The organism is Nonomuraea sp. NPDC049028, assembly GCF_043197735.1.
Taxonomy (GTDB): Bacteria; Actinomycetota; Actinomycetes; order Streptosporangiales; family Streptosporangiaceae; genus Nonomuraea.
On the sequence record NZ_JBICTR010000012.1, the window covers coordinates 198,566 to 225,277 of the forward strand.

At 66.2% G+C, this 26,712-nt stretch carries 21 protein-coding genes and 1 pseudogene; 10 read left to right on the forward strand and 12 right to left on the reverse strand.

What is annotated here, in order from left to right; all coding sequences use genetic code 11:
* Positions 1 to 210: 210 nt before the first annotated feature.
* Positions 211 to 927, reverse strand: coding sequence for a GntR family transcriptional regulator (locus ACGFJ2_RS42405; protein WP_358174477.1), 717 nt, complete (start codon positions 925 to 927; stop codon positions 211 to 213).
* A gap of 577 nt (positions 928 to 1,504) precedes the next feature.
* Between ACGFJ2_RS42405 and dapA the strand changes: the two genes are divergently transcribed.
* A complete protein-coding gene (gene dapA, locus ACGFJ2_RS42410) occupies positions 1,505 to 2,422 on the forward strand; it encodes a 4-hydroxy-tetrahydrodipicolinate synthase (protein ID WP_358174474.1) in 918 nt (305 codons plus the stop codon).
* Between the two features lie 54 nt (positions 2,423 to 2,476).
* The gene (locus tag ACGFJ2_RS42415) at positions 2,477 to 4,162 is read left to right on the forward strand and encodes a ribonuclease J (protein ID WP_357946854.1); all 1,686 of its coding nucleotides are present in this window, start codon (positions 2,477 to 2,479) and stop codon (positions 4,160 to 4,162) included.
* A gap of 629 nt (positions 4,163 to 4,791) precedes the next feature.
* Here the strand turns inward: ACGFJ2_RS42415 and ACGFJ2_RS42420 are convergent.
* The 3 genes and pseudogenes from ACGFJ2_RS42420 to ACGFJ2_RS42430 form a co-directional block, all read right to left on the reverse strand.
* Positions 4,792 to 5,568 carry an ABC transporter permease subunit gene (locus tag ACGFJ2_RS42420; RefSeq protein WP_393478176.1) on the reverse strand — a complete coding sequence of 259 codons (777 nt, stop codon included), beginning with the start codon at positions 5,566 to 5,568 and terminating at the stop codon, positions 4,792 to 4,794.
* Positions 5,565 to 6,329 (reverse strand): ABC transporter permease subunit, encoded by a 765-nt coding sequence (locus tag ACGFJ2_RS42425; RefSeq protein WP_393478178.1) that lies wholly within the window; start codon positions 6,327 to 6,329, stop codon positions 5,565 to 5,567. Before ACGFJ2_RS42425 ends, ACGFJ2_RS42420 begins: the two co-directional genes overlap by 4 nt.
* 62 nt (positions 6,330 to 6,391) lie before the next feature.
* Positions 6,392 to 7,045, reverse strand: a pseudogene (locus tag ACGFJ2_RS42430) (ABC transporter ATP-binding protein); the annotation flags it as partial.
* Between the two features lie 112 nt (positions 7,046 to 7,157).
* Between ACGFJ2_RS42430 and ACGFJ2_RS42435 the strand changes: the two are divergent.
* The 3 genes from ACGFJ2_RS42435 (at position 7,158) to ACGFJ2_RS42445 (ending at position 10,691) form a co-directional block, all read left to right on the forward strand.
* Positions 7,158 to 8,813, forward strand: a complete 1,656-nt coding sequence (locus ACGFJ2_RS42435) for a histidine kinase (RefSeq protein WP_393478181.1) — start codon at positions 7,158 to 7,160, stop codon at positions 8,811 to 8,813.
* On the forward strand, positions 8,810 to 9,451 hold the full coding sequence (locus ACGFJ2_RS42440; protein WP_357946867.1) for a response regulator transcription factor: 642 nt from the start codon (positions 8,810 to 8,812) through the stop codon (positions 9,449 to 9,451). Before ACGFJ2_RS42435 ends, ACGFJ2_RS42440 begins: the two co-directional genes overlap by 4 nt.
* 727 nt (positions 9,452 to 10,178) lie before the next feature.
* Positions 10,179 to 10,691, forward strand: coding sequence for a DUF402 domain-containing protein (locus tag ACGFJ2_RS42445; protein ID WP_357946869.1), 513 nt, complete (start codon positions 10,179 to 10,181; stop codon positions 10,689 to 10,691).
* A gap of 173 nt (positions 10,692 to 10,864) precedes the next feature.
* Here ACGFJ2_RS42445 and ACGFJ2_RS42450 read toward each other — a convergent pair whose 3' ends face one another.
* Together ACGFJ2_RS42450 and ACGFJ2_RS42455 are read right to left on the reverse strand one after the other, a co-directional pair.
* Positions 10,865 to 11,254, reverse strand: coding sequence for a hypothetical protein (locus tag ACGFJ2_RS42450; protein ID WP_358174466.1), 390 nt, complete (start codon positions 11,252 to 11,254; stop codon positions 10,865 to 10,867).
* Positions 11,255 to 12,189: 935 nt separating this feature from the next.
* Positions 12,190 to 13,341 carry an enolase C-terminal domain-like protein gene (locus tag ACGFJ2_RS42455; RefSeq protein WP_393478185.1) on the reverse strand — a complete coding sequence of 384 codons (1,152 nt, stop codon included), beginning with the start codon at positions 13,339 to 13,341 and terminating at the stop codon, positions 12,190 to 12,192.
* Positions 13,342 to 13,550: 209 nt separating this feature from the next.
* Here ACGFJ2_RS42455 and ACGFJ2_RS42460 point away from each other — a divergent pair, with 209 nt between their 5' ends.
* Positions 13,551 to 15,023, forward strand: a complete 1,473-nt coding sequence (locus tag ACGFJ2_RS42460) for an aldehyde dehydrogenase (NADP(+)) (RefSeq protein ID WP_357946876.1) — start codon at positions 13,551 to 13,553, stop codon at positions 15,021 to 15,023.
* Between the two features lie 372 nt (positions 15,024 to 15,395).
* On the opposite strand, the gene ACGFJ2_RS42465 is transcribed toward ACGFJ2_RS42460, so the two are convergent.
* The 6 genes from ACGFJ2_RS42465 to ACGFJ2_RS42490 form a co-directional block, all read right to left on the reverse strand.
* Positions 15,396 to 16,331, reverse strand: a complete 936-nt coding sequence (locus ACGFJ2_RS42465) for a proline dehydrogenase family protein (RefSeq protein ID WP_393478187.1) — start codon at positions 16,329 to 16,331, stop codon at positions 15,396 to 15,398.
* A gap of 870 nt (positions 16,332 to 17,201) precedes the next feature.
* A complete protein-coding gene (locus ACGFJ2_RS42470) occupies positions 17,202 to 18,107 on the reverse strand; it encodes a 5-dehydro-4-deoxyglucarate dehydratase (RefSeq protein WP_357946882.1) in 906 nt (301 codons plus the stop codon).
* A gap of 361 nt (positions 18,108 to 18,468) precedes the next feature.
* Positions 18,469 to 19,230, reverse strand: a complete 762-nt coding sequence (locus ACGFJ2_RS42475) for an IclR family transcriptional regulator (protein ID WP_357946885.1) — start codon at positions 19,228 to 19,230, stop codon at positions 18,469 to 18,471.
* A gap of 79 nt (positions 19,231 to 19,309) precedes the next feature.
* A complete protein-coding gene (locus ACGFJ2_RS42480) occupies positions 19,310 to 20,173 on the reverse strand; it encodes a carbohydrate ABC transporter permease (RefSeq protein ID WP_358174463.1) in 864 nt (287 codons plus the stop codon).
* Positions 20,170 to 21,096: a sugar ABC transporter permease gene (locus ACGFJ2_RS42485; protein ID WP_358174460.1), complete on the reverse strand. Its 927-nt coding sequence runs from the start codon at positions 21,094 to 21,096 to the stop codon at positions 20,170 to 20,172. The genes ACGFJ2_RS42480 and ACGFJ2_RS42485 overlap by 4 nt, the downstream gene beginning before the upstream one ends.
* The gene (locus ACGFJ2_RS42490) at positions 21,093 to 22,400 is read right to left on the reverse strand and encodes a sugar ABC transporter substrate-binding protein (RefSeq protein ID WP_357946893.1); all 1,308 of its coding nucleotides are present in this window, start codon (positions 22,398 to 22,400) and stop codon (positions 21,093 to 21,095) included. The genes ACGFJ2_RS42485 and ACGFJ2_RS42490 overlap by 4 nt, the downstream gene beginning before the upstream one ends.
* Positions 22,401 to 22,539: 139 nt before the next feature.
* On the opposite strand from ACGFJ2_RS42490, the gene ACGFJ2_RS42495 reads away from it, so the two are divergent.
* The 4 genes from ACGFJ2_RS42495 to ACGFJ2_RS42510 all read left to right on the forward strand — a co-directional run bounded on the left by ACGFJ2_RS42495 (position 22,540) and on the right by ACGFJ2_RS42510 (position 26,710).
* Positions 22,540 to 23,334 carry an NAD(P)-dependent oxidoreductase gene (locus ACGFJ2_RS42495; RefSeq protein ID WP_357946896.1) on the forward strand — a complete coding sequence of 265 codons (795 nt, stop codon included), beginning with the start codon at positions 22,540 to 22,542 and terminating at the stop codon, positions 23,332 to 23,334.
* Between the two features lie 239 nt (positions 23,335 to 23,573).
* The gene (locus ACGFJ2_RS42500) at positions 23,574 to 24,548 is read left to right on the forward strand and encodes a carbohydrate ABC transporter permease (RefSeq protein WP_393478193.1); all 975 of its coding nucleotides are present in this window, start codon (positions 23,574 to 23,576) and stop codon (positions 24,546 to 24,548) included.
* Positions 24,532 to 25,401, forward strand: coding sequence for a carbohydrate ABC transporter permease (locus tag ACGFJ2_RS42505; RefSeq protein ID WP_358174457.1), 870 nt, complete (start codon positions 24,532 to 24,534; stop codon positions 25,399 to 25,401). Before ACGFJ2_RS42500 ends, ACGFJ2_RS42505 begins: the two co-directional genes overlap by 17 nt.
* Before the next feature lie 34 nt (positions 25,402 to 25,435).
* Complete coding sequence (locus tag ACGFJ2_RS42510) at positions 25,436 to 26,710, forward strand: extracellular solute-binding protein (protein WP_357946904.1); 1,275 nt, start codon at positions 25,436 to 25,438, stop codon at positions 26,708 to 26,710.
* Positions 26,711 to 26,712: the final 2 nt, after the last annotated feature.

Sequence of the window (26,712 nt, forward strand, 5' to 3'; positions counted from 1 at the left end):
GCCCTCGCTGTTCGCGAGGTCATCGGAATTCCACCGCTTTGGGGGCGCGATCAGCCGCGCCGCGCGCCAGGAGCGCGGGCCCCCGGTGGTGAGCCGTCGATGCTGTGTGGACGGGTCGGCCGCTGCCGCCACGAAGGGTGAGCCCCGGTGGTCATCCGGCTGAGCTCCAGGCCGAAGAGGCGGGTATCGGCCCGGAGCTCTCAGATTCGGTCAAACAGGCATGCTGTACATGATCCGGAAGCGGTCTCCCGGAATAACGATGTCGCTGGTCTCCACTGGGCGGTCGCCTGCCCAATGGGTGCGTTCCACGTGCAGGACGTGGATGCCAGCCGGCAGATCGAGGGCGTCGCTCTCCGTGGGGCGGGGTACGCGGGTGTGCACACTTTCGACGATCTCCGTGATCTTTATCCCGTGCGCGTACACCCTGGCGACCAAGCTGCGCCGTTCCTCCTCCGTGTGGGCGGCGAACTCCAGAGGCTCGTACGAGGTGGCGAGCTGGAGCGGCCGGCCATCGCCGCGGAAGACATAGTGCGTCCTCGTCAGGGTGGTCGATTCGTCGAGCCGCAGCCGTCTGGCGATGTCGGGTCCGGCTTCGGCGGGTTCGCTGTGCCAGTCCCAGGTCACACGCCGACCCTGGGACTGCAGGTCGGCGGCGAACGGCGCAGGATGATCGAGGAAGCGCCATCGGTGCAATGGGGAAAGGTCTGGGCGTTCTCTGACGTAATGACCCGATCCCACGCGGCCGATGATGAGACCTTCGCTCGCCAGCACGCGCAGGGCGTGGCGGGCTGCGGTTTCGCCGACCTGGTACTTGCGGGTCAGTTGCGCCCGTGAGGGAATGGGTGCACCGGGGGGAAGGGTGCCGTCGGTGATCTGTCGCCGAATGTCTTCGACGACACGCAGGTAGACCGGATCTGAGGTGGCCACTAGTCCATCCCTGGGGGTTCGTGTGAGGCGTTGCCCTATGTTGCCGTATTCGACAGGTAACCGACCGTCATCGAGGTCACTTGGAGCCCCAACTTTGCGGCGGCAGAAAATTATCAAAGAAACCCTGTAACGCCGATGTAAGAGTGACCGATTCTTCGGTAGAGGTCGTCGATGTGTGTACCCCCGAGCACATATCGGCGGCCTCTTCCCATGCGCGGCGCGAAGTCGCTCGCGCGGGCGGTGCTCCTCGTCGGTGGTGGTTGCCGGATATGTACGACATGTCGGCAGAGGTCATGGTGTCTGTGTGCGGCATGTCGAGCTGCGGTCGTACGGCAGGCACGTGGCTCCGCACGGAATCCAGTGATCGCTGTGAGCGGCGGGTCGGTGATCCGGTGCCGGACCCGCGAACCGGCTCAGAGAGCCATTCGGTGGCCGGGAGGGGCACGCTAGGGACGTGTCGAGTGCGGCCGGACATGCCCTGAGATGCCGGGGAACGGCATGACAATACGCGGCCCCAGGCAGGCAAAGCGGGGTGGCGGCGTCCACCGCTTTTGCGAATCCAGGTAGCGTTCGCACTATGGCTTCGCCAACTGGAACCACCGACGCGCCCTTCGGCCGTATGTTGACCGCCATGGTCACGCCGTTCACACCTGACGGTGCGGTCGATTACGACGCCGTGCGGCGCCTGGCCACCTATTTGGTGGACGAGCAGCGCAACGACGGCCTGATCGTCAGCGGGACGACCGGCGAGTCGCCCACCACCTCTGATGAGGAGAAGGAGCGCATTCTGCGCACCGTTCTCGAGACGGTGGGTGATCGGGCAACGGTGGTGGCCGGGGCGGGCACCAACGACACTCACCACAGCATCTTGCTCGCGAAGGCCGCGGCCCGCGCGGGTGCTCACGGGCTGCTCGTAGTGACGCCGTACTACAGCAAGCCCCCACAAGAGGGCCTGTATCAGCACTTTGCCGCTGTGGCCGACGCAACCGACCTTCCGGTGATGCTCTATGACATCCCCGGGCGCAGCGGCGTGCCGATCAAGATCGAAACCCTGATCCGGCTCGCACAGCACGAACGCATCGTGGCCGTGAAGGACGCCAAGGGCGATCTGTTCCTCGGCAGCCAGATCATGGCGATGACCGATCTCGCCTTCTATTCGGGCGATGATCTGCTCAATCTGCCCTGGCTCTCGGTTGGCGCGGCCGGGTTCGTCAGCGTTGTCGGCCATGTGGTCGGCGCCGACCTGGCGCGCATGATCGACTTGTACAGGAACGGCGACGTCGTTCAAGCACTTGCGGTGCACCGCCAACTGGCGCCCGTGGTCGAAGGGATCATGATGAGCGCTGGCGGCGCGATCATGGCCAAGGCGGCACTGGGCATGGTAGGAGTGCCGGTCGGACCAGTGCGGCTGCCGTTGGTGGCCGCGACAGAGAAGCAGATCGCCGAGCTGCGTGCTTGCCTGGTAGCCGGCGGGGTGAAGTTGACAGACGCATAGGAACGGGGAGGAACCGGGAGTTTTGAGAACACGATTTGACCATGGGGGCCGGCTATGAGCCATCCACATCCGGAGCTTGGCCCCCCGCCGGCGCTGCCGGAGGGCGGCCTGCGCATTGTCGCGCTGGGCGGGCTGGGTGAAATCGGCAGGAACATGGCCGTCTTCGAATACGACGGCCGATTGCTGATCGTCGACTGCGGGGTGCTTTTCCCCGAGCCGGACCAGCCGGGCATCGACCTGATCCTGCCTGACTTCGAATACATCAGGGACCGGCTCGACGATGTCGAGGCCGTGGTCCTGACCCACGCGCACGAAGACCACATCGGGGCCGTGCCATATCTGCTTCGTGAGCGGCGCAACATCCCGCTCATCGGATCCAAGCTGACGCTGGCCTTCATCGAGGCCAAGCTCACCGAGCATCGGATCCAGCCCACCAAGATCGAGGTGGTCGAGGGCGAACGGCACAGGTTCGGGCCGTTCGACTGCGAGTTCTTGGCGGTCAACCACTCGATCCCGGACGCGCTGGCGGTGGCCATCAGGACACCCGCCGGCATCGTGCTGCATACCGGCGACTTCCGCATGGACCAGTTGCCGAGCGACGGCCGCCTCACCGACCTCGGTGGGTTCGCCCGTCTTGGTACCGAGGGCGTCGACCTGCTGATGTCCGACTCGACCAACGCTGAAGTGCCCGGGTTCGTCACCAGCGAACGGGAGATCGGCCCGGTCATCGACGAGGTGATCCGTACCTCGGAGCAGCGGGTCATCGTGGCCAGCTTCGCGTCGCACGTACACCGCATCCAGCAGGTCATGGATGCGGCGGCCAGACACAATCGCAAGGTCGCCATGGTCGGACGCTCGATGCTGCGCAACATGGGCGTGGCCCGCGATCTCGGCTATCTCAAGGTGCCGCCGGGGCTGATCGTCGACTCGCGCGACATCGAGGAATGGCCGCCGGAAGACGTGGTGCTCGTCTGCACGGGTTCGCAGGGCGAGCCGATGGCGGCGCTGTCGAGGATGGCCAACCGGGATCACCCGATTCGCATCGCCGAGGGTGACACCGTCTTGCTGGCGTCGTCGCTGGTGCCGGGCAACGAGACCGCCGTCAACAAGGTGATCAACGGCCTCACCCGCTGGGGTGCCCGGGTCGTGCACAAGGGCAACGCCAAGGTGCACGTCTCCGGACATGCGGCCGCCGGCGAACTGCTCTACGTGCTGAACCTGACCCGCCCGTCGAACTTCATGCCCGTCCACGGCGAATGGCGGCACCTGCGCGCGCACGCCAAGCTCGCCGCGCTCACCGGCGTGCCCGACGATCACATCGTGATCGCGGAGGACGGCGTCGTGGTCGACCTGGTCGACGGCAGAGCCAAGATCGTCGGTGCGGTCCATGCCGGGTACGTCTACGTCGATGGCTCATCCGTCGGCGAGATCACCGACACCTCCTTGAAGGACCGCAGGATTCTCGGCGACGAGGGCTTCATCTCCGTCGTCGTGGTGGTCGACTCCAGCACCGGCAAGCTCACCGGTGGGCCGGAGATCCACGCGCGTGGCTCCGGCATCGACCCGGCGCAGTTCGAGGAGTTCATTCCGCAGATCGAGAAGGCACTCGAGGAGAAGGCCGCAGACGGGGTCGTCGACATGCAGGAGATCCGCCGGGTGGTCCGCCGCACGGTCGGGCGCTGGGTGAGCGACACCTACCGCCGGCGTCCGATGATCATCCCCGTGGTGCTCGAGGTCTGACCTCCGTATGGGTACGGCAGGCATGAGCGCCTGCCGTACCTCCGGGAGTCGCATCGGAGCCTCTCGTGTCGCTGATTCTGCGGCCCCTGCTGACATCCGGCGTCCCGAATCTCGGTTGCACCGACTCTCGGCGGTCCCATGGACTTCCGCCGATTCTCGGTGCCTCGGACATCCGGCAGTCCTGCGACTTCCGCCTACTGTTGGGAGTCGCATCGGAGCCTCTCGTTGTCGCTGATTCTGCGGCCCCTGCCGACATCCGGTGCCCCGAATCCCGGTTGCACCGACTCTCAGCGGTCCCGTGGCCTCTGCCGGTTCTCGGTGCCTCGGACATCCGGCGGTCCCGTGGCCTCTGCCGGTTCTCGGTGCCCCGGACACTCGGCGGTCCAGTTGACTTGCGCCGACTGCTGGGGAGGTTCCCGGCGACACTCGTGTCCTCGCCGACATTTCTCGGCGCCATTAAGACGGTTCGTCCTGCCGACACTTCGCGCCCTTTGCACACTGAGGTGGTGTCCCGCTCAGCGGTGGATCAACGATCTCCTTGTGCGTTTCCTACTTGGGCGAACAGGGCTGAGCGGATGAGAAACCACGCCGCTCTGAGGGACGTCATCCACGCTGAGTGTGTCGGCGGCTCAGGCATCTTTCCGGCGCATTAGCCATGTACCGACGAGCAACGGCAGCACGGCGTAGGCGATCAGCACCATGGCCGCGGCGACAGGAGAAAGCAGCGAGCCGTACACCGAGTGCGTGAGATCGTCGCTGGCAATCTCGCGCGGGAGCGCTCCGATCATCACCGAGCCGAGGCGTTCGCTCCAGGGCTCGGGCAGATTGCCCACGATTATTGGGATCACGTACACGAGACCCACGAGGATCGTGATCGCTCCCGCCGTGGAGCGTAAGGTAGCGCCCAGTCCTAGCCCGAGCAGCGCGAATACCGCCACCGTAAGGCTCGACGTAATGAGCGTTGGCAGTCTGTCGAGGAAGGGAATCGTGTAGGAACCGCCGAAGCGGTCGCCAATCATCCAACGGGCGGCGACGTATGTCCCGAACACCACCATCGGACCGGTGACCAGACCGAGTAGACCGACAATCACTGACTTTCCCGCTAGGACCGGCCAGCGTCTCGGCACTATGGCGAGGCTTGTTCTGATCAGTCCTGTTGTGTATTCGGACGTGATCGTGAGGACGCCGAGGACGCCCATGCAGAGTTGTGGCACCATCAGCACCACTTCCTCCAGATCCGCGATGGCGGCATGAGCCTGCTGCGCAGGGGTGGCGTTGTCGTACGTCCCGACCGCCGCCCAGGCGACCGCAGCGCCCAGCAGAATGCCGCCCAAGCTCAGCCCCAGCATTAGATAGCTGGAGCGAACGGTGCGGACCTTCAGCCACTCCGATGCCAGCACACTCACGCGTCTCTCCTTTTGAACAGGTAGAACCCCGCCGCGAGTGCGATGATCGCGTAGGTGGTGAGCACCACGAGCGCGGCCCAGGGAGGTAGGAAACCGTCGCCCAGCCGCCTGGAAAGCCGCTGGTCGGCGATCTGAGGCACGAGGTTGGGCAACATGAGGGCGGCCACGCGAGTGTTCCACGGGGCTGGCAGGTAATTGGCGATGCCGGGCAGGACGAACAGTAGCGACACGACCGAAACGATCGCCGCCGCGGTGGATCGAGTGGCTACGCCCAAGCCGAGGCCCACCAATGCGAGCACGGTCACCGACAGCCCGGAGGCGAGCAGCATCGGCAGGTCGTTGGCCAGAGAGGACTCGTTGAACTGCAAGTGGCGCTCGCCCGCTATGAGGCGACTCGTCACGTACGTGAGGATAATGATCGAGTTGGCGGCGACGAAGGTAACGGCGGCGACCACCCCGGCCTTGGCCAGCAGTAAGGTCCCTCTCTTGGGAACGACTGTGAGACTTGTGCGGATCATGCCGCTGGCCTGCTCCGCAGTGATGGCCAGCACGCCGAGGACAGCCAGGCTGATTTGGATCAGTGGCAGGAAGCCCTGTTCAGGGGCCGCCGCTCGCAGTGATCCGCGTTCATCCGCCAAGCCGCTGACGTAGAAAGTCCAGATCATGCCGAGGAGCACCGTGAGCGCAGCCACTCCGAGCGCATGATAGGTCGAGGTGACCGAGCGCAGCTTCAACCATTCGGAAGACAGGATTGTCCTCATCGTGCGGCTCCGTATTCCACGCTGCTCGCCGTCAGGGCAAGGTAGGCGTCTTCGAGCGACGGGTAGCGCTCAGTGAGCTCCGCCACGGTGGCTTCCATGATCAGCTTGCCTCGGCCGAGGATGATGATGCGCTCGGCCGTCAGCGCCATCTCGCTCATCAGGTGGCTGGAGAGCAGGATGGTCCTGCCCTCCTTGGCCAAGGAGCGCATTAAGTCGCGAATCCAGCGCACCCCGTCGGGATCGAGTCCATTGACCGGTTCGTCGAACATCAGCGTGCCCGGGTCGCCGAGCAGGGCGGCCGCGATGCCGAGGCGCTGCTTCATGCCGAGTGAGAAGCCGCCCACCCTCTTGCGTGCCACCCCGGCCAGGCCCACCTGTTCGAGAACCTCGGCCACGCGCGTCGGGCCGATGTCATTGGTGAGCGCCAGGCACAACAGATGGTCGTAGGCCCTGCGCCCGCCGTGTACGGCGCTTGCGTCCAGCAGCGCGCCCACCTCACGCATGGGCCTGCTCAGCGAGGTGTATCGTCGCCCGTTGATGAGTGCCTGGCCCGAGGTGGCGGAGTCGAGGCCGAGGATCAGGCGCATCGTGGTGGATTTGCCGGCACCGTTGGGGCCCAGGAATCCGGTCACGTGGCCGGGCTCTATCTTGAAGGACAGATTGTCGACGGCGAGCGTGTCGCCGTAGCGTTTGGTCAGGCGGTTGAGTTCGATCACGCGGTAAAGAATGAGGTACGGCGGGCGTTCGCCACATCGGACCACGGTCCGAACCTCAAGGTCAGACCCCAGTCTGACGTGCAGGCCCACCCTCAACCACTACGGTCAACGCGTGAACGAATCCCCCTCCCTCTTCACCGCTCGCTTGAGCCGACGCCAGCTGATCGGGCTGGACCTGCTGGCAGGGTTGGGCTTCTGTCTCATGTTCCTCACGGCCGCGACGAGTGGGTGGGCGCTGCCGCCGTGGGCGAGGCTGACTCTTATCCTGGGGCTGGGTTTGCCGCTGGCGATGCGCAGAGTGTGGCCGTTGCCCGTCTTCTGCTTCGTGCTGACAGTCTCCATCGTGGTCGCCGCGGTGTTAGGGGTCTCATCCGCTTATATCTCGCCTGCCTACGCGCTCTATGTCGTCGCCCTGGCCGATGCCCGGGGTGCGTGGGTTCCGACCTCGGCGATCGGTGTGCTCACACTGGTCACGCTGGTCGGAATGGTGGTCGCCGGCGGTGCGCCGCAGCCGGCGGGCCCCGCGTGGCTGACGAATCTCGACCAGCCGCTCATCGGCATCGCCGCACTGGGCGGCGCGTGGACGGTCGGGCGAGCCGTACGAGAACGAAGACACTATGCGGCGCGCGATGCCGAGCGCCTGGCTGGACAGGCCGTGGCGGAGGAGCGGTTGCGCATCGCCCGTGAGCTGCACGATGTAGTCGCGCACAGCGTGGGGTTGATCGCGGTCAAGGCGGGCGTGGCCAATCATGTGATGGCCACCAGACCGGAGGAAGCACACGATGCGTTGCGGGTGATCGAGACCGCCAGCCGGAGCGCGCTCGTCGAGATGCGCCACTTGCTCGGCGTCCTCCGCTCAGACGAGACGCCCGACCGTGGCCCCGCACCGGACCTCAGCGGCCTCCCACGGCTGGCCGAGCAGGCCAGATTGGCGGGCGTGGAGGTAGAGCTGGACCTCCGGTTGGCGGCCGAGGGAGGCCGGAACCGTGGAGATGATGTCGCACCGCATTCGCGGGCTGATCACAAGGACGACAAGGGCAATCGCGCGGCTGGGTCTAGTACCAATCGTGCAAACCGGGACAGTGCGCCTATGGAGGGTGCCGACGTTGCGACCAGGGACGGTGGGGGAGGCCAGGAGTGGGTTGGTGGCCGGACTGATGCCCGGGCCGGTACCGGCCAGAGGGCCCGGGGTGGGGCCGGTCAGGGCTTCCAGGATGTGACCGGTCAAACGGCCCAGGACGGCACCGACCAGTGGGTCCATGGTGGTACCGACCAGAGGGACCTGGGTGAGGCTGGCCAGTGGAGTCAGGACGGGGCCGCTCAACGGGCCCAAGAGGGGACAAGTCAACAGGCCCAGGACAGGGCACGCCAACGGGTCCATGACAGAGCCAGCCAGAGAGCTCGGGACGGAGGCGAGGGCGGCCTAGGCATGCGCGAGGGAGAAGATGGCTTACGGCTCGGGGTTGGGCTGCCTGAGGGTGTGGAGTTGTCGGTCTATCGGATCGTCCAGGAGGCGCTCACCAACGTGGTGAAGCATGCGGCACCGGCCCGGTGCCGGATATCGGTGGTGGCCGACGTGATGGAGGTGCGGATCGAGGTGATTGACGACGGTCCGGGCCGTCGCACACTGCCGGTGGAGGGAACGGGACACGGACTGATCGGAATGCGGGAGCGGGTCATGATGTACGACGGAGTGTTCGAGGCCGGGCGTCTACCTGGGCGAGGGTTTCGGGTGTCAGCCCGGTTGCCTTATGGGGGCACTTCGTGATCCGTGTTCTTGTCGCCGATGACCAGGCGCTGCTCAGGGGGAGCTTCAAGGTATTGGTCGACTCGGAGCCCGATCTGACCGTTGTAGGTGAGGCCGCGACGGGAGCCGAGGCGGTGGCCGTTGCTCTGGAGGAGCGGCCTGATGTGGTTCTCATGGACGTGCGCATGCCGGAAATGGATGGCATCGAGGCCACTAGGCGGATAGGAGATGTGGCTCGGGTCCTGATCGTGACCATGTTCGACCTCGACGCCTACGTTTACGACGCACTCCGTGCTGGAGCCAGTGGGTTCCTGCTCAAGGACACCCCGCCGGCCGATCTGGTCGCCGCCATTCGCGTGGTCGCGGCTGGTGAGGCGTTGCTGGCTCCGAGGGTGACGCGCAGGCTGATCGAGGAGTTCACCCGCACGCCTGCGTCGTTACAGGTCAAGGGGCTGCATGGCGTTACGGAGCGGGAGCGGGAGGTTCTCATCCTGATCGCTCGGGGTCTCTCCAACACCGAGATCGCCGCCCATCTTCATCTCAGTCTCGCCACGGTCAAGACCCACATCGGGCGGCTCCTGGCCAAGCTCGATGCTCGGGACCGGGCACAGCTTGTCATCGTGGCGTACGAGAGTGGGCTCGTATCTGCGGTTCGTTGATCAGAGAGTTGGTTCGTTGGTCGGCGGGTTAGGGGCGCCGACGGGGCCGGGGGTGTTGGTTGGCGGGCTAGGGAGTACAGGTGGCATCGGGCTGTTGGGGCCTCGATGAGTGGACGGCGCAGAAGGGTTCGCCGGGTGCTGGATGTTGTCGGTGAGCTAGGGAGTGCGTGGGGTGGGGCTATCGCTGGGTGAGCTGTGGCGGAAGGCTCGGGAGTATTGCTCGGCGGGCTATGGAGTCCGGGTGAGGTCGCGGAGGGGCGCTGGGGTGCGGTCCGGTGAAGGCTGTTGCTTGGGGGTTCGGGAGTGTGGGTGAGGTTGGGGATGGAGGGCTGTGCTGTGGTGCGGTGAAGGCTGTGGTTGGGGGGTTTGGGAGTGCGGGTGAAGTGGTGAGCTGTGATCGGAGCCTTAAGGAAGGGCAGGAGCGTTGGTGGGTGGGAGCACGCGGGCGAGATCGGCATGTCGACGACGCGTGAAGAATTCGGCCGTCGTTGAGGGGATGGAGCGCTGGGATGCGGAGCGGTCGGGGGTCTGTTGGCCGGTGGGGTCGGTGCGGTGAAGGCTGTTGGTTGGTGGGCTAGGGAATGGGGTGCGGGTGGGGGCTGTAGTCAGGGTGCGAGGAAAGAGCGGGATGTTGGTCGGTGAGTTAGGGAACGTGATGCGTCGGGGGATGTTGGTCGGAGGTTTGGGGAGCGCAGGATCTGAGTGATGGTCCGGTAGCGTCCCTGGAGTGACCGATGTGAGGGTTGTCTTCCGGAAGTACGGCGGGGCGTTGCACTGGAACCATTCCGCGAAGGTGCTCGGCGAGGATGAGCACGGCGTGTGGGTCGCGGTGCCGGGCGGGACGGTTGCTCGTAAAGGGGAAGGGCAGCCGATTGTGTGGGAGACCGCGGCCATCATGTTGTTCCCGCGGGACGGGTGGTGGACGGCGTCCTTCAACTCGCCGCCGCATCGGGCTGAGGTGTATGTGGATGTCACTACCGTTCCCGAGTGGCGTGATGGTGAGGTGACCATGCTCGACCTCGACCTCGACGTGATCAGGATGCGTGACGGGCGGTTGATTCTGGACGATGAGGACGAGTTCGCCGATCACCAGGTGCTGCTGGGATATCCGCAACAGATGATCGACCAGGCCGAGGAGACGGCCAGGTGGTTGATGGGCGCAGTGGGCGGACGGCAGGGGCCGTTCGGGGGTGCGCATTCGAGGTGGCTTGATCAAGTGGGTGGCAGTGACACGGCTTGATCAAGGGTGGCAGCCACGCGACTTGACCAAGGGGCGGCGGCCACGCGACTTGACCAAGGGGCGGCGGCCACGCGACTTGACCAAGGGGCGGCGGCCACGCGACTTGACCAAGTGAGTGGCGGCCACTCACTTGATCAAGAGGGTTGCGGCAGGACGAGCGGAGCGGTGGGCGGTCAGCGGATGAGGCGTAGGGCTTCGGCCATGGCGGCCAGACGGCGGGGGGAGGCGAGACCGGCGTGGTAGAGGTGGAAGTCCGTGGCGCCTGCCTTGGCGTACGTTCTGAGTTGCTCGGCGAGTGCCTGGCCGTCGGCGGGGCGTGGAGGAAGAGCCAGGACATATGCGCCCACTCGCTGGCCGGGGCCGCAGAGTTCGCCCAGTCTGGCCAGGCGGGCGGCGTCCGAGGCCGGGTCGCCCCAGCAGTTGCCCACCAGCACCTCCGCTCCGGGCTCGCCGGTGGGGAGGGCGGCGAACGAGCTGGCGGCCCAAGGGTCGGGGTTGGCGTGCAGGGTGATGGGTACGTTCGGCGCGGTCTCGCGGGCCACGGTGATGAGACGAGTGCGCAATGATGCCGACAGTTCTACGCGTACGTTTCGGACATCGTCGGCGAATGGACCGAGGGCGGCTTCCACGGTCTCGGGAGATGATGGCGAGCCAGAAGCCGGCGACGCGGTCGCTGGTGAGGCAGCAGTTGGCGATGCGGCTGCTGATGAGCGAGAAGTCCGTGACGCAGCTGCTTGCGCGGCGGCAGACGGCGATGCAGATTCTGATGAGGAAGCAGACGGTGCGGAAGAGGTCGGCGCCGGAGATGCCTGGTCGTTCCTGCTCGTCGCGGGAGAGGTTACGGCCCTAGCGGGAGGGCCGTCGATGGCCGCGCGTACGTGTTCTCTGGTGCCCTCTGGGTAACGGGGAGCGCAGGCCGTACAGAAGCAGAGCGTCAGCAGGTCACTGTGTACGGACGTCCAGTCGGCGCCGGCCGTCTTCTCGTGCACGCTCTGGTGCCCGAAGCCCATGGGGCCGCACGCCTCGAGGATGAGGCCATCCGGTTCGCCGACGGTCAGGATCTCGCTGACCAGACGCTCGCAGTACTCGATCACGTCCTCGAAAGCCGGACACAGCGCATATGGATAGGGATCACCGAATGCGTTACGTACTACCAGGTCAGGGTGCAGACCGCCCAGGAAGGAGTTGTGTGTCAACACCGTCCATGCGTGTACCTGAAGTCCGACGGCCTTCAGGGCGTCCCGGGCTTGCAGGTAGGCGTCCGTGGGTGTCCAGGTTGGGGAGGCCGGTGTCAGGCGCCCCCAGGAGGAGGGCCGAACTGGCAGGTAGAAAGCCGATTGTGGGACATCCAGCACTCGGTGGGCGGGGTGATACGGCGTTGCCGCGCGGGTGGAGTGATAGCTGGCCGCCAACGCGACGGCCTCGACGCCCAGCTCCGCGAGGCGCGAAGGGGCCGACGGGTCACCGACGATGTCCCAGGGGTAGGCGTAGGCCACGTTCACCAGCGCGGTCTCCTCGCAGAGAAAGCAGGCTCGAAGCGCTGCATATAGGTGGTGTCGTCGCGCTCGGTGATTCCGCACGCGAGATATTGCTCATGCATCATGGCCAGGGCGTCACGGTCCAGTTCGATGCCGAGACCGGGCCCGTCCGGCACGGGTACGGCGCCGTCCACGAACCGCAATGCGCCCGGCGCGACTACGTCCTGCCCGTTCTGCCATGGCGTGTGGGTGTCGCAGGCGTGGGTGAGGTTCGGCGTGGCGGCGGCCAGGTGGGTCATCGCGGCCAGGCTGATCCCAAGGTGCGAGTTGGAGTGCATGGACAGCTCCAGCCCGAACGTGTCACACAGTGCGGCGATATGCGAGGAACGTACGAGTCCGCCCCAGTAATGGTGGTCGAGCAGCAGCACTCCGATTGCCTGGGTGGCGATGGCGGGCGGAAGGTGCTCGGGCGTCACCACGCACATGTTCGTGGCCAGCGGCATCGGGACTTCGCCGGCGACCTTCGACATTCCGGGGATTCCGGGCGTGGGGTCCTCCAGATACTGCAGGCTGCCTTCGAGCGCCTGGCCTACCTGGATCGAGGTCTCGACGGTCCAAGCAGCGTTCGGGTCCAGACGGAGAGGCACGCCCGGGAAGGCCTCCCGCAGGGCTATGATCGCCTCGACTTCTTCCTGAGGTGCGAACACGCCGCCTTTGAGCTTGATCGATGCGAAACCGTACTCCTTGATCAGCATCGATGCCTGCTCGACCAGCCCCGCCGGGTCGAGCGCCGCGCCGAACCTGTCGGGCTCGCCGCCCGGATGCCCCGCCCACTTGTAGAAGAGATAGGCGCTGTACGGCACAGCGTCGCGTACCCGGCCGCCCAGCAGATCGACGACCGGCACGCCGGCTGCCTTGCCGCGAATGTCCAGACAAGCCACCTCGAAGGCCGCGAACACCCGATCGATGCTCTTCTCCTGGGTCGCGACCCCGGTCAAGCCGTGCATATCGGTCACTACATCGCCGACGAGCGCGCTGATCCTGACATACATCTCATTCGTGGCATGCACATCCACGCCGACCAGTGCCTCGGCGCATTCGCGTACCTTGGTGAGGTGCCCCAGGTCACCGTACGTCTCGCCGAGGCCGCTCAGCCCCTCGTCGGTGACCACCTCGACGATCGTCCGCAGCGCCCAGGGTTCGTGTACGCCGGCGGCGTTCAACAGTGGCGGATCCTTGAAAGCTACGGGGGTGACGTGGATCTGCCTGATGATCATATGACCGCCGTCCATATATGTGAACAAGTGCCAGGTTTGTGGACAGGTTGTCGCAACTGTAAGAATCAATATGAAGAAGTGTCAAGACTCCGAAGGGCCATTCGATGATCTACGGACACAACCCCAGGACCGGCGAGACCGTGGGCAGCGCCCTGCCTGAAACCGACCGCGCCGGGGTCGACATGGTTGTTTCCGCCGCGGCCGCCGCAGGTGCGGCCTGGCGGGCGACTCCCGCCGCCGAGCGGGCCGAAGCACTGGAGGCCGTCGCCGACGCTCTCACCGCGAAGGTGGACGAGCTGTGGCAGATCGCTGACAGTGAGACCGCGCTGGGAGAGGTACGACTGCGCGGCGAGGTCGCTCGTACGGCCGGCCAGTTCCGGCTGTTCGCCCAGGTGATCAGAGATGGTGGCTACCTCGACGCCATCGTCGACCACGCCGACCCCTCGGCAACCCCGCCCAGGCCCGACGTACGCCGGATGAAGCAGCCGCTGGCCGGCGTGGTCGCGGTGTTCGCGGCGAGCAACTTCCCGTTCGCGTTCTCCGTGGCGGGTGGCGACACCGCATCGGCGCTGGCCGCCGGTTGCGCGGTCGTGGTGAAGGCGCATCCGGGCCACCCCAACACCTCCGAGCAGGTCGCTCGCATCGTCCGCAAGGCGCTGCCGTACCCCGACCTGCTGGGACTGGTGCAGGGCATGCAGGCGGGCGCCGACCTGGTGCAGCACCCGGGCGTGGTCGCGGCCGGGTTCACCGGGTCGGTCCCGGGTGGCAAGGCTATCCAGGGGCTGATCGACCAGCGAGAGGTGCCGATCCCGTTCTTCGGGGAGCTGGGCAGCGTCAACCCGGTCGTCGTACTGCCGTCCGCGCCCATGGCGGAGGTGGCCACCGGGTTCGCTACATCGTTGACTATGGGGGTCGGGCAGTTCTGTACGAATCCCGGGCTGATGTTCGTGCCCGAGGACGATGAGCTGCGCAAGGCGCTGGCCGCGGCCGTGGAGGGGACCACCGGCGGGCCGATGCTGGGTGAGCGGATCAGGGACGGCTACCTGGGCGGGCTGCAGCGGCTCGGCGAGCTGCCGGTGCTGGCCGAGGGCAAGGCGGGAGAGGGTAGCTTGGCCGTCACGCCCACGGTGTTCACCACGGATCTCGACTCGTTCGCGGCGAAGTTGCCGGGCATCAACGAGGAGTGCTTCGGTCCGGCGTCGATCGTCGTGACTTATCGCGAAATTTCGGACCTGCGGGCCGTGCTGGAGCGGCTGGAAGGGTCGCTGACGGCCACCGTGCACGCCACCGACCCCAGCGAGGCCGGTGAGGTCGCCGAGGTGCTCGGGCGTAAGGCCGGGCGGCTGATCTGGAACGGGTGGCCCACCGGGGTGGCGGTGTGCTGGGCGATGCATCACGGCGGTCCGTGGCCGGCTTCGACGTCGGCAGCGCACACGTCGGTCGGCGCGACGGCCATCGACCGGTGGCTGGTGCCGACGGCGTACCAGGACTGGCCCGGTGAGCTGCTTCCGGAGGAGCTCAGGGACGACAACCCGCTGGGTGTCCCGCGACGGGTGGATGGCGCGCTGGGGCGTTAGTTAGGGATGGGATGCGGCAGAGACGCGCCCTGGTGTTGGGGTGGGAGGGCGCGTCTTGCTGTCTCGTGATGTGGGGAAGACGGGCTTTGGCGTTGGTAGAGGGGCGCGGCTTGTTGCTGCTTGGTGGCGTGGCGGGGGTGTGGGTTGATGGCGGGGTAAGCGGCGTGTGTTGCTGTCTGGTGATGTGAGGGCTTGAGCAGCACGCGAACGGCCAGTGGCGTTAGGGAGCCCGGGCGGGCGAAATTGCCGTCGTCAGTGGTCCGAGGCGGGTGGGGGCGTGGCCGTAGCCGAGGTGGGCGAGGGCGCGGTCGTAGCCGAGGTGGGCCCGGCCGGTGTGCGGGCCAGGCTGGCATTCCCTGCTCCGGTAAGGGTCTATGTGCGCTGGGTGGCGTCTACCAGAGCCTGGAACAGGCGGGCCGGGTTCTCGGCGATGCGGTTGCAGACGTACAGCCACCACTGGGTGCCGAACACGATGTACTCCCTGACCGGATGCCCGCGATCCCGCATCGTCCGCAGCTGATCGATGCCGAGTCCCAGCAGCATCTCGACCTCATAGGCGCCGGAGTCCTGCCGCATGTGCGGCTGCAGTTCGTCGAGGAGGTCGAGGTCGTGGGTGGCGATCGAGCAGAGGTGGCCGCTGTCCAGCAGGCGGGTCGCGTACGCGAGGTAGACCGCCCGCAGCTCGCGGCTGTCACGGTGGTGGGCGATGGACTCGGGTTCGAGGTAGGCGCCCTTCACCAAGCGGATGCGGCCGGGTCGCGTCAGCAGGCGGGGCAGGTCCTCGTCAGTGCGGTGCAGGCGGGCCTGGATGGTGACGCCGACATGGTCGAAACGCCCGCAGAGGCGTTCGTGAGTCCACAGGATGAGGTCCGTACGATCGGTTCCCTCCATCGAGATCATCATCTCCTGGCCCGCGGCGGCGGTGGCCTCGGCCAGCCGGGTGGCGTTGGCCAGCCCCAGCTCGCGGTCCACCACGGAGCCGATGTGGGACAGGTCGAGGGACACCGAGCAGTTCACCCCGCGCGCTGCGGCCTGCCGTGACAGGTCCAGGAACACCTCGGTCTCGGCCATGGCCAGGTCGGCGTCGCGGCAGCTCTCGCCCATGTAGTCAAGGGTGACGGCGCTGCCCTCCGCGTTGAGCAGGGCGGCCCGGGCGAGCGCCTCGCCGACTGTCTGGCCGCCGACGTACCGTTCGGCCACCCGCCAGGCCAGCTCGCGCAGTGCGGGATCTGCAGCGACCCGGTCCTTGAGGTCCTCATCAAGGGCCAGTGCCCGCATTGTCTGGGCCGCCTGCTCCATCACGATCATCGTCTTCCTTTCATCCGGAAGCCAGGACACTATCACCAATCTATATTTTTTTAGAAGGTGTCTGCCTTGCCGGTTGAGCGACCTCTCGATGCATCCGGCAGGAGGTGCGCGAACGCGCTTTGCGGGGTAGCGGCCGCGCCGGAGACACGCGGTGCAGGTGGACGAGCACGTCGAACGCCTCAGGCAGGGAGGGAATGGCGAGGTGCTCGCCGGCGTCGCGAGAGGGTCGTAGCCGCTGCTGATGACGTGTGCTTTCGCGGGTCCGTCGCTGTCCCGCTGTCCGTCGTCCCATCATCCCGCCGGCCAGTCAACGCGTCCGTCCCATCGGTGGTGCAGGTCGTCGGCGCGCACGTTCGCTCGGTGGGTGCAGGTCGCTGGCGCGCACGTCCGTCAGTGGGCGGGACGGTCGGGGGCGGCTGGCCCGCGTCGAGCCAGTCGGGGGACGGCTTCGAGACGGCGGCGACGCCGAGGTCACCGTGGGGGAAGCCGATCGCCGATGGAGGCGTAGCCCGCCCCCTGGTGGTGGCGTAGCACGCTGCCGACGGTCTGGTTGGTCGCGGGGCGGGTGAAGGCAGGGGGGTGGGAGGGGCGGATCGGTTGGAGGGTGAGGCGAAGGCTTGGATCGGTTGTGGGGTGGGTGAGGCAGCTGAGGTAGGGCGGCCTGGCTGCGGTTGGGGGTGAGACGGCCTGGATCGCTCGTGGGATGGCCGAAGGCAGCAGGGGATGGGAAGGGCGGATCGATTGGAGGGTGGGGCGAAGGCCTGGATCGGTTGTGGGGTGGGTGAAGGCAGCCGGTGGAGGTGGAGGTCAGGACCGGTCGCGGGGCTGGGGGAAGCGCCGCGACTCTTGAAAAGCCTTCATAAAGACCGGTCAGGCCCCGGCGATCTCCAAGCCGATGGCCAGGATGCGCTCCAGCTCCCGCAAATCCTCCGCAGAGGGGTCGACCAGGGGAGCCCGTACGCCACCGACCGCCAACCCACGCAACCGGACCCCTGCCTTGACCAGCGAGACCGCGTATCCCGGCACCCGGTCCCGTAGCTCCACCAGCGGCAGGTAGAAGTCGGTGAGCAGTCGTTGCACCAGTACCTCGTCGTCCCCGCTCACCGCCTTGTGGAAGGCCAGTGCGATCTCCGGTGCGAAGGCGAAGACGGCGCTGGAGTACAGCGTCACGCCCAGCCCTCGGTAGGCGGGGACGGTCAGTTCGGCGGTGGGCAGGCCGTTGAAGAAAGTGAACTCCCGGTCCGTAGACCGCCGTACGGTCAGGATGATGCGCTGGAGCAGGTCGAAGTCGCCGAGTCCGTCCTTGAAGCCGATGATCTCGGGCAGTTGGGCCAGCTCGGCCACCGCTGAGGGGGAGAAGCGGGCGGTGGCGCGGTGATAGATGATGACGGGCAGCCCGCCGGCTGAAGCCACCTCACGCACGTAGCGGACCAGGCCGTCCGGGGGAGCGGTCACCAGGTAGGGGGGCATCAGCAGCAGGCCGTCGGCTCCGTTGTCCGCCGCCGCGCGGGCGAACGCCTTGGCGGTGGGCAGCGGGCCGCCCGCGCCCGAGAAGACCGGGACCCGGCCGCCTGTGGCCCGCACCGACGTGGCCACGACCTTGGTGTAGTCGGCGACGTCGAGCGCGTTGAACTCGCCTGTGCCGCACGCGGTGAACACTCCTCCGGCTCCGGCGGCGACCCCATTGGCGACGTGCTCGGCCATCGTCTGCTCGGCTATGTCGCCGTCAGCGCCATAAGGGGTCACGGGAAAGAAGAGAACACCATCTAGCCGCATCAACAATCCTTCCTAGCGGATGAGCGGATAAGCGGAAGCCGATGAGCCCGAAGCGGATTTGCGGGCGAGCCCGAAGCGGATGCGCGTGTGAGCCCGAAGCGGATGTGCGGGCGAGCAGATGTGCGGGTGGGTGGATGCGGATCAGTGAATCCGGCTGGGGGCCAAGCAGATGCGGATGCGCAGGGGCGTGGACGTGGGTCAGCGGATCCAGGTGGGCCCGAAACTGAAGCGGACACGCGGGGAAGGGGATGCGGATCAGCGCATGCGGGTGAGCGCGAAGCTGAAGTGGCTGAGCTCGGAGCGGCAGTGGACGAGCGGGGGAGCGGATACGGATCAGCGGAAGCGGATGACCCGCAGCCGATCAGCGGATGCCCTCCCGGCGAAGCGTGGCAGCCAGCTTCCGCGTGTGTCTGGTCACCGCGTCCGTGACCTTCTCGATCTCGGCCGGTTCCAGGCCCGCCGGCATCGAGCAGCTGATCGCGTCCGTGGCCGGGATCCGATAGTCGACAGCCACCGCCACGCAGGCCACGCCCGGGGTGCCCTGTTCGCGTTCGTAGGCCCAGCCCCGGGTGCGTACCTGGTCGAGCTCCCCGATCAGCTTGGCCGGATCGGTGAAGGTGTGCTCGGTGATCGCCGTCAGCGGGTCCGGCAGCAGGGCCGCCACCTCGTCGTCGGTGAGCTGGGCGAGCAGCACCTGGCCGAGCGCCGTGACGTGGGCGGGCAGTCGCCGGCCCACCCTGGGGATCACGTGGTGTGCCTCCCGCGACTCCCTGGTCGCCAGGTAGAGGACGTGTGCCTCGTCGCGGCGGGCGAAATGTGCGGTCTGGCCGGTCTCCGCGCGCAGGTCCTCCAGCGTCTCCTGGGCCAGGGGCAGGGCGGGGTCCTTGTCGAGGTACGCGGTGCCGGTCAGCAGGGCGTGCGGCCCGATGCCGAAGGCCGATCTGGCGGAGTCGGTCTCGACCCAGTTCAGCTCGACCAGGGTGCGCATCAGGGCGTGCAGGGAGCTGCGTGGAAAGCCCGTGTGCTGCTGGAGCTCCGACAGTGTCAGGGTCTCGTGGGAGGCGGCCAGAGTCTCGAGGATGCGGACCGTCCGCTCGGCGGACTTGACTAGCTGGGGCTCCATACTCATCCCATCTTGACAGAGGCTTCAGAGTGTCAGCATATGGGATTCCATCCAGATACATGGACAGGTACATGGACGCCTAACCCTTGATGGCGCCGCTGGTCAGGCCGCGCATGAACTGCCGTTGGAAAGCCAAGAAAGCGATGATCGACGGCAGCAGCGCGAGCAGTGATGCCGCGAGCAGTACGCCGATGCCGACCTCCTCGTCGGAGCGGAGGGAGCGCAGCGCGATGGGCAGGGTCCACATGCTGGACTCGGGTGCCACGATCAGCGGGAGCAGATACTGATCCCAGATCATGGTGAAGCCGAAGACGCCGATGACGCCGAGCGCGGGCCGGCACAGCGGCAGGATGATGCCGAAGAAGATGCGCAGTTCGCCCGCGCCGTCGATGCGCGCGGCCTCCTCCAGTTCGACCGGCACTTCTTTCATGAACTCGGTCATGACCAGGATGGAGAAGCCCCAGGCGCCCACTGGAAGGATCATGCCCGCGTACGTGCCGATGAGATCGGCGTGGATGATGGGCATGTCGGCGAGCACCAGCGAGAGCGGGATCGCGATGATCTCCTCGGGCAGCATCATCGTCGCCAGCATGATCAGCATCACGAACGCCATGCCCCTGAACCTCTTGCGGGCGAGCGCGTAGGCGGCGAAGACGCTGACGAGCATCTGGAGCAGCAGCCCGAACCCGACCACCACGAACGAGTTGAACAGGTAGTGGTAGACGTTCTTGTTGCCGGCCTGGACGAAGTTCTCCAGGGTGAAGTCGTCGGGCCAGAGCGAGAATCTGGTCGGGTCGAGCGTCTTGCTGAAGGCGCTGACCAGCAGTCCGACCAGCGGCCCGGTGAAGATGATCACCATGAAGGCGTAGACCAGCACCTTGAGGGTCGTGGCAAGAGGGCCCCGCCTGGACTCCAGGCCGAGAGCGCTGTCGAATCTCATCATGCGTTCTGCCTCCTGCGCATGACCTGGGTCAGCACCGTGAGCAGCAGGGTCACCGCGAACAGCACGATCCCGCCGGCCGACGCGGTGCCCAGGTCACCCTTCTGGAACCCGAGCTTGTAGATCAACGTCATCAGTACTTCGGTCGATCCGTTCGGCCCGCCGTTCGTCAGCACGTACACCTCGACGAAGACGCGTATGCCGCGGATGGCGGCGAGGGTGAACAGGATCCAGAACACCGGGCGCAGCGCGGGCAGCGTGATGTGCCGCAGCCGGTGCCAGGTGGTGGCGCCGTCGACGGCGGCGGCCTCGTACAGCGTGCGGTCCACGCCGACCAGCCCGGCCAGGAAGATCATCATGTCGTACGGCGTGCCGCGCCAGATGCTCATGCCCATGATCGACAGCAGCGAGGAGTGCTCGCTGGCCAGGAAGGGCTGCGGATCCAGCGAGATCCAGCCGAGAATGGTGTTGATCATGCCACTGTCGGCGGGGTGGTACATGATCCGCCAGACTTCGGCCACCGCCGCCATCGTGGTCACCACCGGCAGGAACGCCGCGGTCCTGATGAACCACAGGTAGCGTGCCGGACCCTCGATGAGCAGTGCGAACAGCAGGCCGAGGACGAGCGAGCCCGCGGTCGTGCCCAGGGCCAGCACGATGCTGTGCCAGATGGCCGAGACGAAGGCGTCGTCGGTCATGATCGTGGCGTAGTTGGCGAAACCCACCCATCGATCACCGACGTAGCGGACCTCGAAGAAGCTCATCCGCAGGCCCTCGAACATGGGGATGAACTTGAAGAACAGGAACAGCAGCAAGGCCGGCGACAGGAACGCCCACGCGAGGAGGGTCCCCCGCCGCCGCATCCGCTTGGGACGGCGGCGGGGGGTCTCCGTGCGGCTCCGCGCCTGGGTGAGCGTGGGGGTCATGATGCTTTCTGGGTCTGCAGTTCCTGGGTGAGCTTGGTGCTCAGGGTGTCCATCGCCGTCTTGACGTTGGCTGAGCAGTCGGCCCACACCGTGTTGATGGAGTCGGCGGAGTCCTGGCGGATCGGCGCCCAGTTCGGCACCGGCGGTGCGTAGACCGCGTTGGCGTAGGCCTCCTGGAACACCTTCCAGCGCGGATCCTGGCGTTCGGCGGCCATGTCGACCTGGGAGTTGACCGGCAGGCGGACGATGGCGCCGTTGGCGTCCTTGTTCATGCCGATGCGCTGGCCGTCGGGGGAGACCGCGAACTCGGCGAACTTCTTCTGGCCCTCGACGTTGTCGGAGCCGGCCATCATGTAGACGTTCTCGCCCTCACCGAGGGTGCCGGGGCCGCCCGACGGGCCCTTGGGCACCGGTACGACCTCGATCTTGTCGGTCCCGATGCTCTTGACGAACCTGGCGAGCACGTACGGGCCGACCAGGTAGATGCCGCCCTGCCCCTTCTCGAACACCTCGTGGGTGACGGTCGTGTCGTTGCTGACCGCGCCCGGGTTGACGGTCTTGGCCTTGCAGAACTGGTCCTGCAGGTACTGGACCGCCTCCACGGTCTTGGGGTCGCTCACGACGGGGCTGAACTTGCCGCCGCCGTTGGCCTTCACGAAGTCGCCGCCGTTGGCGTAGATCAGCGAGGAGGCGTACCAGGAGGCGTAGCCGCGCTTGGTGCCCGCGGGGATCACGAAACCGGCCGTGTCCTTCTGACCGTTGCCGTCCGGGTCCTTGTCGGTGAAGGCCGCGGCCAGCTTGGCCAGGTCGTCCCAGGTCTTGGGCGGCTCCATGCCGACCTTCTCGCGCCAGTCCTTGCGGATGATCAGGGCGAATGCCTGGGCGGAGAACGGCGTGCCGTAGTACTTGCCGTCGGAGCCCTGAGCGGCCTTCCATGCCTGCTCCGACACCTTGTCGCCGCCGGCCAGCTTGGCCTTGTCGACCTCCTGCAGCCAGCCCTGTGTGTGCATGTTGCCGAGTTGGGCCGTGTCGTTGATGACGATGTCAGGTAGCTTCTTCTGAGCTGCCTGCTGTTGAAGCTTCGTCTCGAAGTCGTCGAAGAGCGCGACGACTTTCGTTTTGATACCGCTGGCCTTCGTGAACGCGTCGGCCAGTTTCACAGCCGTTTTCGCGGAGTCGGAATCGGGCGCCTGCCTGATCCAGATCTCCAACGCGTCGTCCGAACTTGATCCCCCGGAGCCGCAGCCTGTCAGCGTTACGGCCAGGGCCGTCGCAATCGCGGCCCCGAGCAGCTGGCGTGACATCAGACCGCCTCCCGTTCACATATATGGACACCTGTCGCAGACGTGGAGCCTGTCCGTGTGAACGTAACGAGTGACGTAGGTCACGGTCAATATTCAGGAATGTGAATTTGGACCAGAGTTGTGTACAACAATGAGCCATATGCGCATTCTCATGACCGGCGCCGCCGGCAAGGTCGGTACGTTGCTCCGCCCCCGCCTCGCCCGCGACGGGCGTACGCTGCGCCTGTCCGACCTCCACCCGTTGGAGACCGCGCCTGGCGAGGAGATGGTGACGGCCGATCTCGCCGACGAGGCGGCCATGGCCGAGGCGATGAAGGGCGTCGACGCGGTGATCCATCTGGGCGGTCAGAGCCGGGAGCATCCGTGGGCCGACATCGTGCGGGCCAACATGGACGGCATGCACGTCCTGCTCGAGGCCGCCCGGCGGGAGGGCGTCGAGCACCTCGTGCTGATGGGCAGCCACCACGCGGCCGGCTTCCACACCCGCCCGGCCGATGGCGCGGAGCTGCCCGACTACGCCTTCCCCCGGCCCGACACCTTCTACGGTGTGAGCAAGGTCGTCATGGAGGCCCTCGGCAGCCTCTACCACGACAGGTTCGGCATGAACGTGACCGTGATCCGGCTGGGCACCTGCAACGAGGCTTCGGGTGACACGCGCGGCCTGGCCACCTGGATCTCCCCTGACGACCTCGCCCGCCTGGTGGAGGCCGCGCTGACCGCGCCCGGCTACCACGTCGTCTGGGGCGTCTCCGACAACGCGCGCCGCTGGTGGTCGCTGGAGGAGGCCCGGTCGATCGGGTACGTCTCGCGGGACGACTCGGAGGGCCAGGCCGCCGCGCTGATCGCCGAGCAGGGCGAGCCCGATCTGAGCGAGCCGCTGCATGACCGCGCGGGCGGCGTCTTCACGCTGAAGGACCTCGGAGGCAAGTGGTAGGACGTTTCGCCAGCGTGACGTGCCTATAGGGCGCTGTGCAACCGGTTGTATTCAACCACCCAACATTCATCCGACCCTTTGCTCTCGACCATTGATTGAACTGGCAGAACATAGATCACGATATGTCGATAACAGCTATGTAACGTCTGCAAAGGGTTGACGAAACTTTTGGCACACCTATAGGAAGGCGCTATCCCATCCCGCCGAGCCGGGCAAGCCCTGATACGAGGGGTGCATGAATGTCTGTAACCCCGGACAGCGCGGTTGCGACCGTGCCACCACGCGCGCAACCGCCCGGTGGGCGTCGCCGCATCTCACCCGTTAACGCTCACAAACGGCGTGAGGCCCGCACGGCTTACGTCTTCCTCGCCCCATGGTTCATCGGCCTGTTCGTCATCACCATAGGCCCGATCCTGGCGTCGCTCTACCTGTCGTTCACCGACTACAACCTGCTCGAAGCGGCCAAGTGGGTCGGGTGGGACAACTACAGCAAGCTCTTCACCGTCGACACGCGGTTCCTCACCTCGCTGAAGGTGACCACGATCTACGTGGTCGTGTCGGTGCCCTTGCAGCTGGCCTTCGCGCTGGCCCTGGCCTTGGCGCTCGACCGCGGGCTGCGTGGTCTGTCGTTCTACCGTTCGATCTACTACCTGCCGTCCCTGCTCGGTGGCAGCGTGGCGATCGCGATCCTCTGGCGCAAGCTCTTCGGTAGTGACGGCCTGGTCAACGCCGTGCTGGACGTCTTCGGCATCCAGGGCGCCGGTTGGGTATCCGATCCCGACACCGCGCTGGGGACGCTGATCCTCCTGCACGTGTGGACGTTCGGCGCGCCTATGGTGATCTTCCTGGCGGGGCTGCGGCAGATCCCGCAGAGCTACTACGAGGCGGCGGCGGTCGACGGGGCGAGCAAATTGCGGCAGTTCCGCTCGATCACGCTGCCCCTGCTCACGCCGATCATCTTCTTCAACCTCGTACTCGAAGTGATCAAGTCGTTCCAGTCCTTCACCCAGTCGTTCATCGTCAGCAGCGGTACGGGCGGACCGGTCGACTCCACGCTCTTCTACACGCTCTACCTGTATCTGAAGGGCTTCAAGAGCTACGAGATGGGCTACGCGGCCGCCATGGCCTGGGTCCTCCTGCTCATCATCGCCGGCCTGACCGGCGTGAATTTCCTCGCGTCGAAGTATTGGGTCTTCTATGGCGACACGAAGTAAGCCGCTGCCGCTGCTGTTCCGCCCGCTTCCGCGGGGCAGCCGCGTCCTCAAGCACATCCTGCTGATCGGCTTCGGCCTGGTCATGCTCTATCCGCTGCTCTGGATGGTGTCCAGCTCGCTGAAGCCGGAGGACCTGATCTTCCGCGAGCCTGGCCTGTGGCCGAGCAGCTTCACGCTGGAGAATTACAGCGAGGGCTGGACCGCGCTCAAGCACTCCTTCGGCTACTACCTGTGGAACTCGGCCGTCCTTACGGGCTTGACCGTGGTGGCGAATCTGGTCGCCTGCTCGCTGGCCGCCTACGCCTTCGCCCGGCTGGACTTCCCGCTGAAGAAGCTCTGGTTCGCGGTCATGCTCGGCTCGATCATGCTGCCGTACCACGTGACGGTCGTGCCGCAGTACATCGTGTTCTCCAAGCTGGACTGGATCAACACGATCTGGCCGCTGATCGTGCCCAAGTTCCTGGCCACGGACGCGTTCTTCATCTTCCTCATGGTCCAGTTCATCCGGACCCTGCCGAGGGAGCTGGACGAGGCCGCGGCCATCGACGGCGCGGGCTACTGGAGGGTCTTCCTCCAGGTGATTCTCCCGCTCTGCACCCCGGCGCTCGCGACGACCGGCATCTTCACTTTTATCTGGACGTGGAATGACTTCTTCAGTCAGAACCTTTACCTGACAAACTCGGACAATCTCACAGTGGCCGTTGCACTCCGCTCCTTCCTAGACTCCAGTGGCGAGTCGTCGTGGGGCCCCATGTTCGCGATGTCGATCGTGTCATTGGGGCCGATCTTCGGCTTCTTCCTTGCCGGTCAGAAATATCTGATTCGTGGTGTAGCTACCACCGGACTGAAGTAACACCCCCCGCAACTCTTCACCAGGAGGTAGAGCTGTGAAGCCTAGGATGATGTGGACCGTCGCCCTGCTGTCGGCGGCCGTCATGACGGCCGCCGCCGGCTGTGGCGGCGGTAGTGGCGACAAGGCGAGCGGCGACAAGATCCATCTCCGCTTCTCCTACTGGGGCAGCGACGCGCGGCAGAAGCTCACCGAACAGGTGATCAAGAAGTTCGAGGAGAAGAACCCGACCATCGACGTCGAAGGCGACTTCTCCAACTGGGAGAGCTACTACGAGAAGCTGGCCACCAAGGTGGCGGCCAACGACTCGCCCGACGTCATCAGCATCGAGATCCGCGGCCTGAGCGAGTACGCCGGCCGCAACGCCCTGGCCGACCTGGCGGGCAAGGTCAACACCGCCGACCTCGACCAGCAGGTGCTCACCAGCGGCCAGGTCGACGGCAAGCAGTACGCCATCCCGAGCGGTGTCAACACCTTCTCGATGCTCGTCAACAAGTCGGCGCTGGAGAAGGCCAAGCAGAAGCTGCCCGACGACAAGTCCTGGACCTGGGACGACTGGATCAACCTGGCCAAGCAGATCTCCGCGGCCGGTAACGGGGTCAACGGCGCCGAGTACAACTACAACCCCGCCTGGCTGCAGATCTTCGCGGCCCAGCGCGGCGAGAAGTTCTACGACGGCAACAAGATCGGGGTTACGCCCGAAACGCTCAAGGCGTGGTGGGGCATCCACCAGCAGCTCATTCAGACCAAGGGCTCCGCAGACGCCGCCAAGAGCGCCGAACTGATCTCCGTGGGCCCCGAGCAGTCGCTGCTGGCCACCAACGCGGGCGCGATGGGCATGTGGTGGAGCAACCAGCTCAACGCCCTGTCCAAGGCGTCGGGCCAGGAGCTGACCCTGATGCGGATGCCCAAGACCGCGGGCGCGACCACCGGCGGCATGTTCCTGCAGCCGTCGATGTTCTACACGGCCTCCGCCAAGTCCGACCACCCCGCGGAAGCCGGCAAGTTCATCGACTTCCTGGTCAATGACCCGGACGCGGCCTCGATCCTGCTGAGTGACCGTGGCCTGCCGACCAACGCCAAGGTGCTCGCCGCCGTGAAGGGCAAGCTGCCGGCCGTCGACCAGAAGACGCTGACCTTCATCGACGCCGTCAAGGGCGAGCTGAGCCCGATCGTCGCCCCGCCGAAGGGCGCGCTGCAGATGGAGGACATCCTCAAGCGCAACAGCGAAGAGGTCCTCTTCGGCAAGACGACACCGGACGCCGGCGCGCAGAAGTTCCTGACCGAAGCCAACGCGGCCATCGCCGGCTGAGG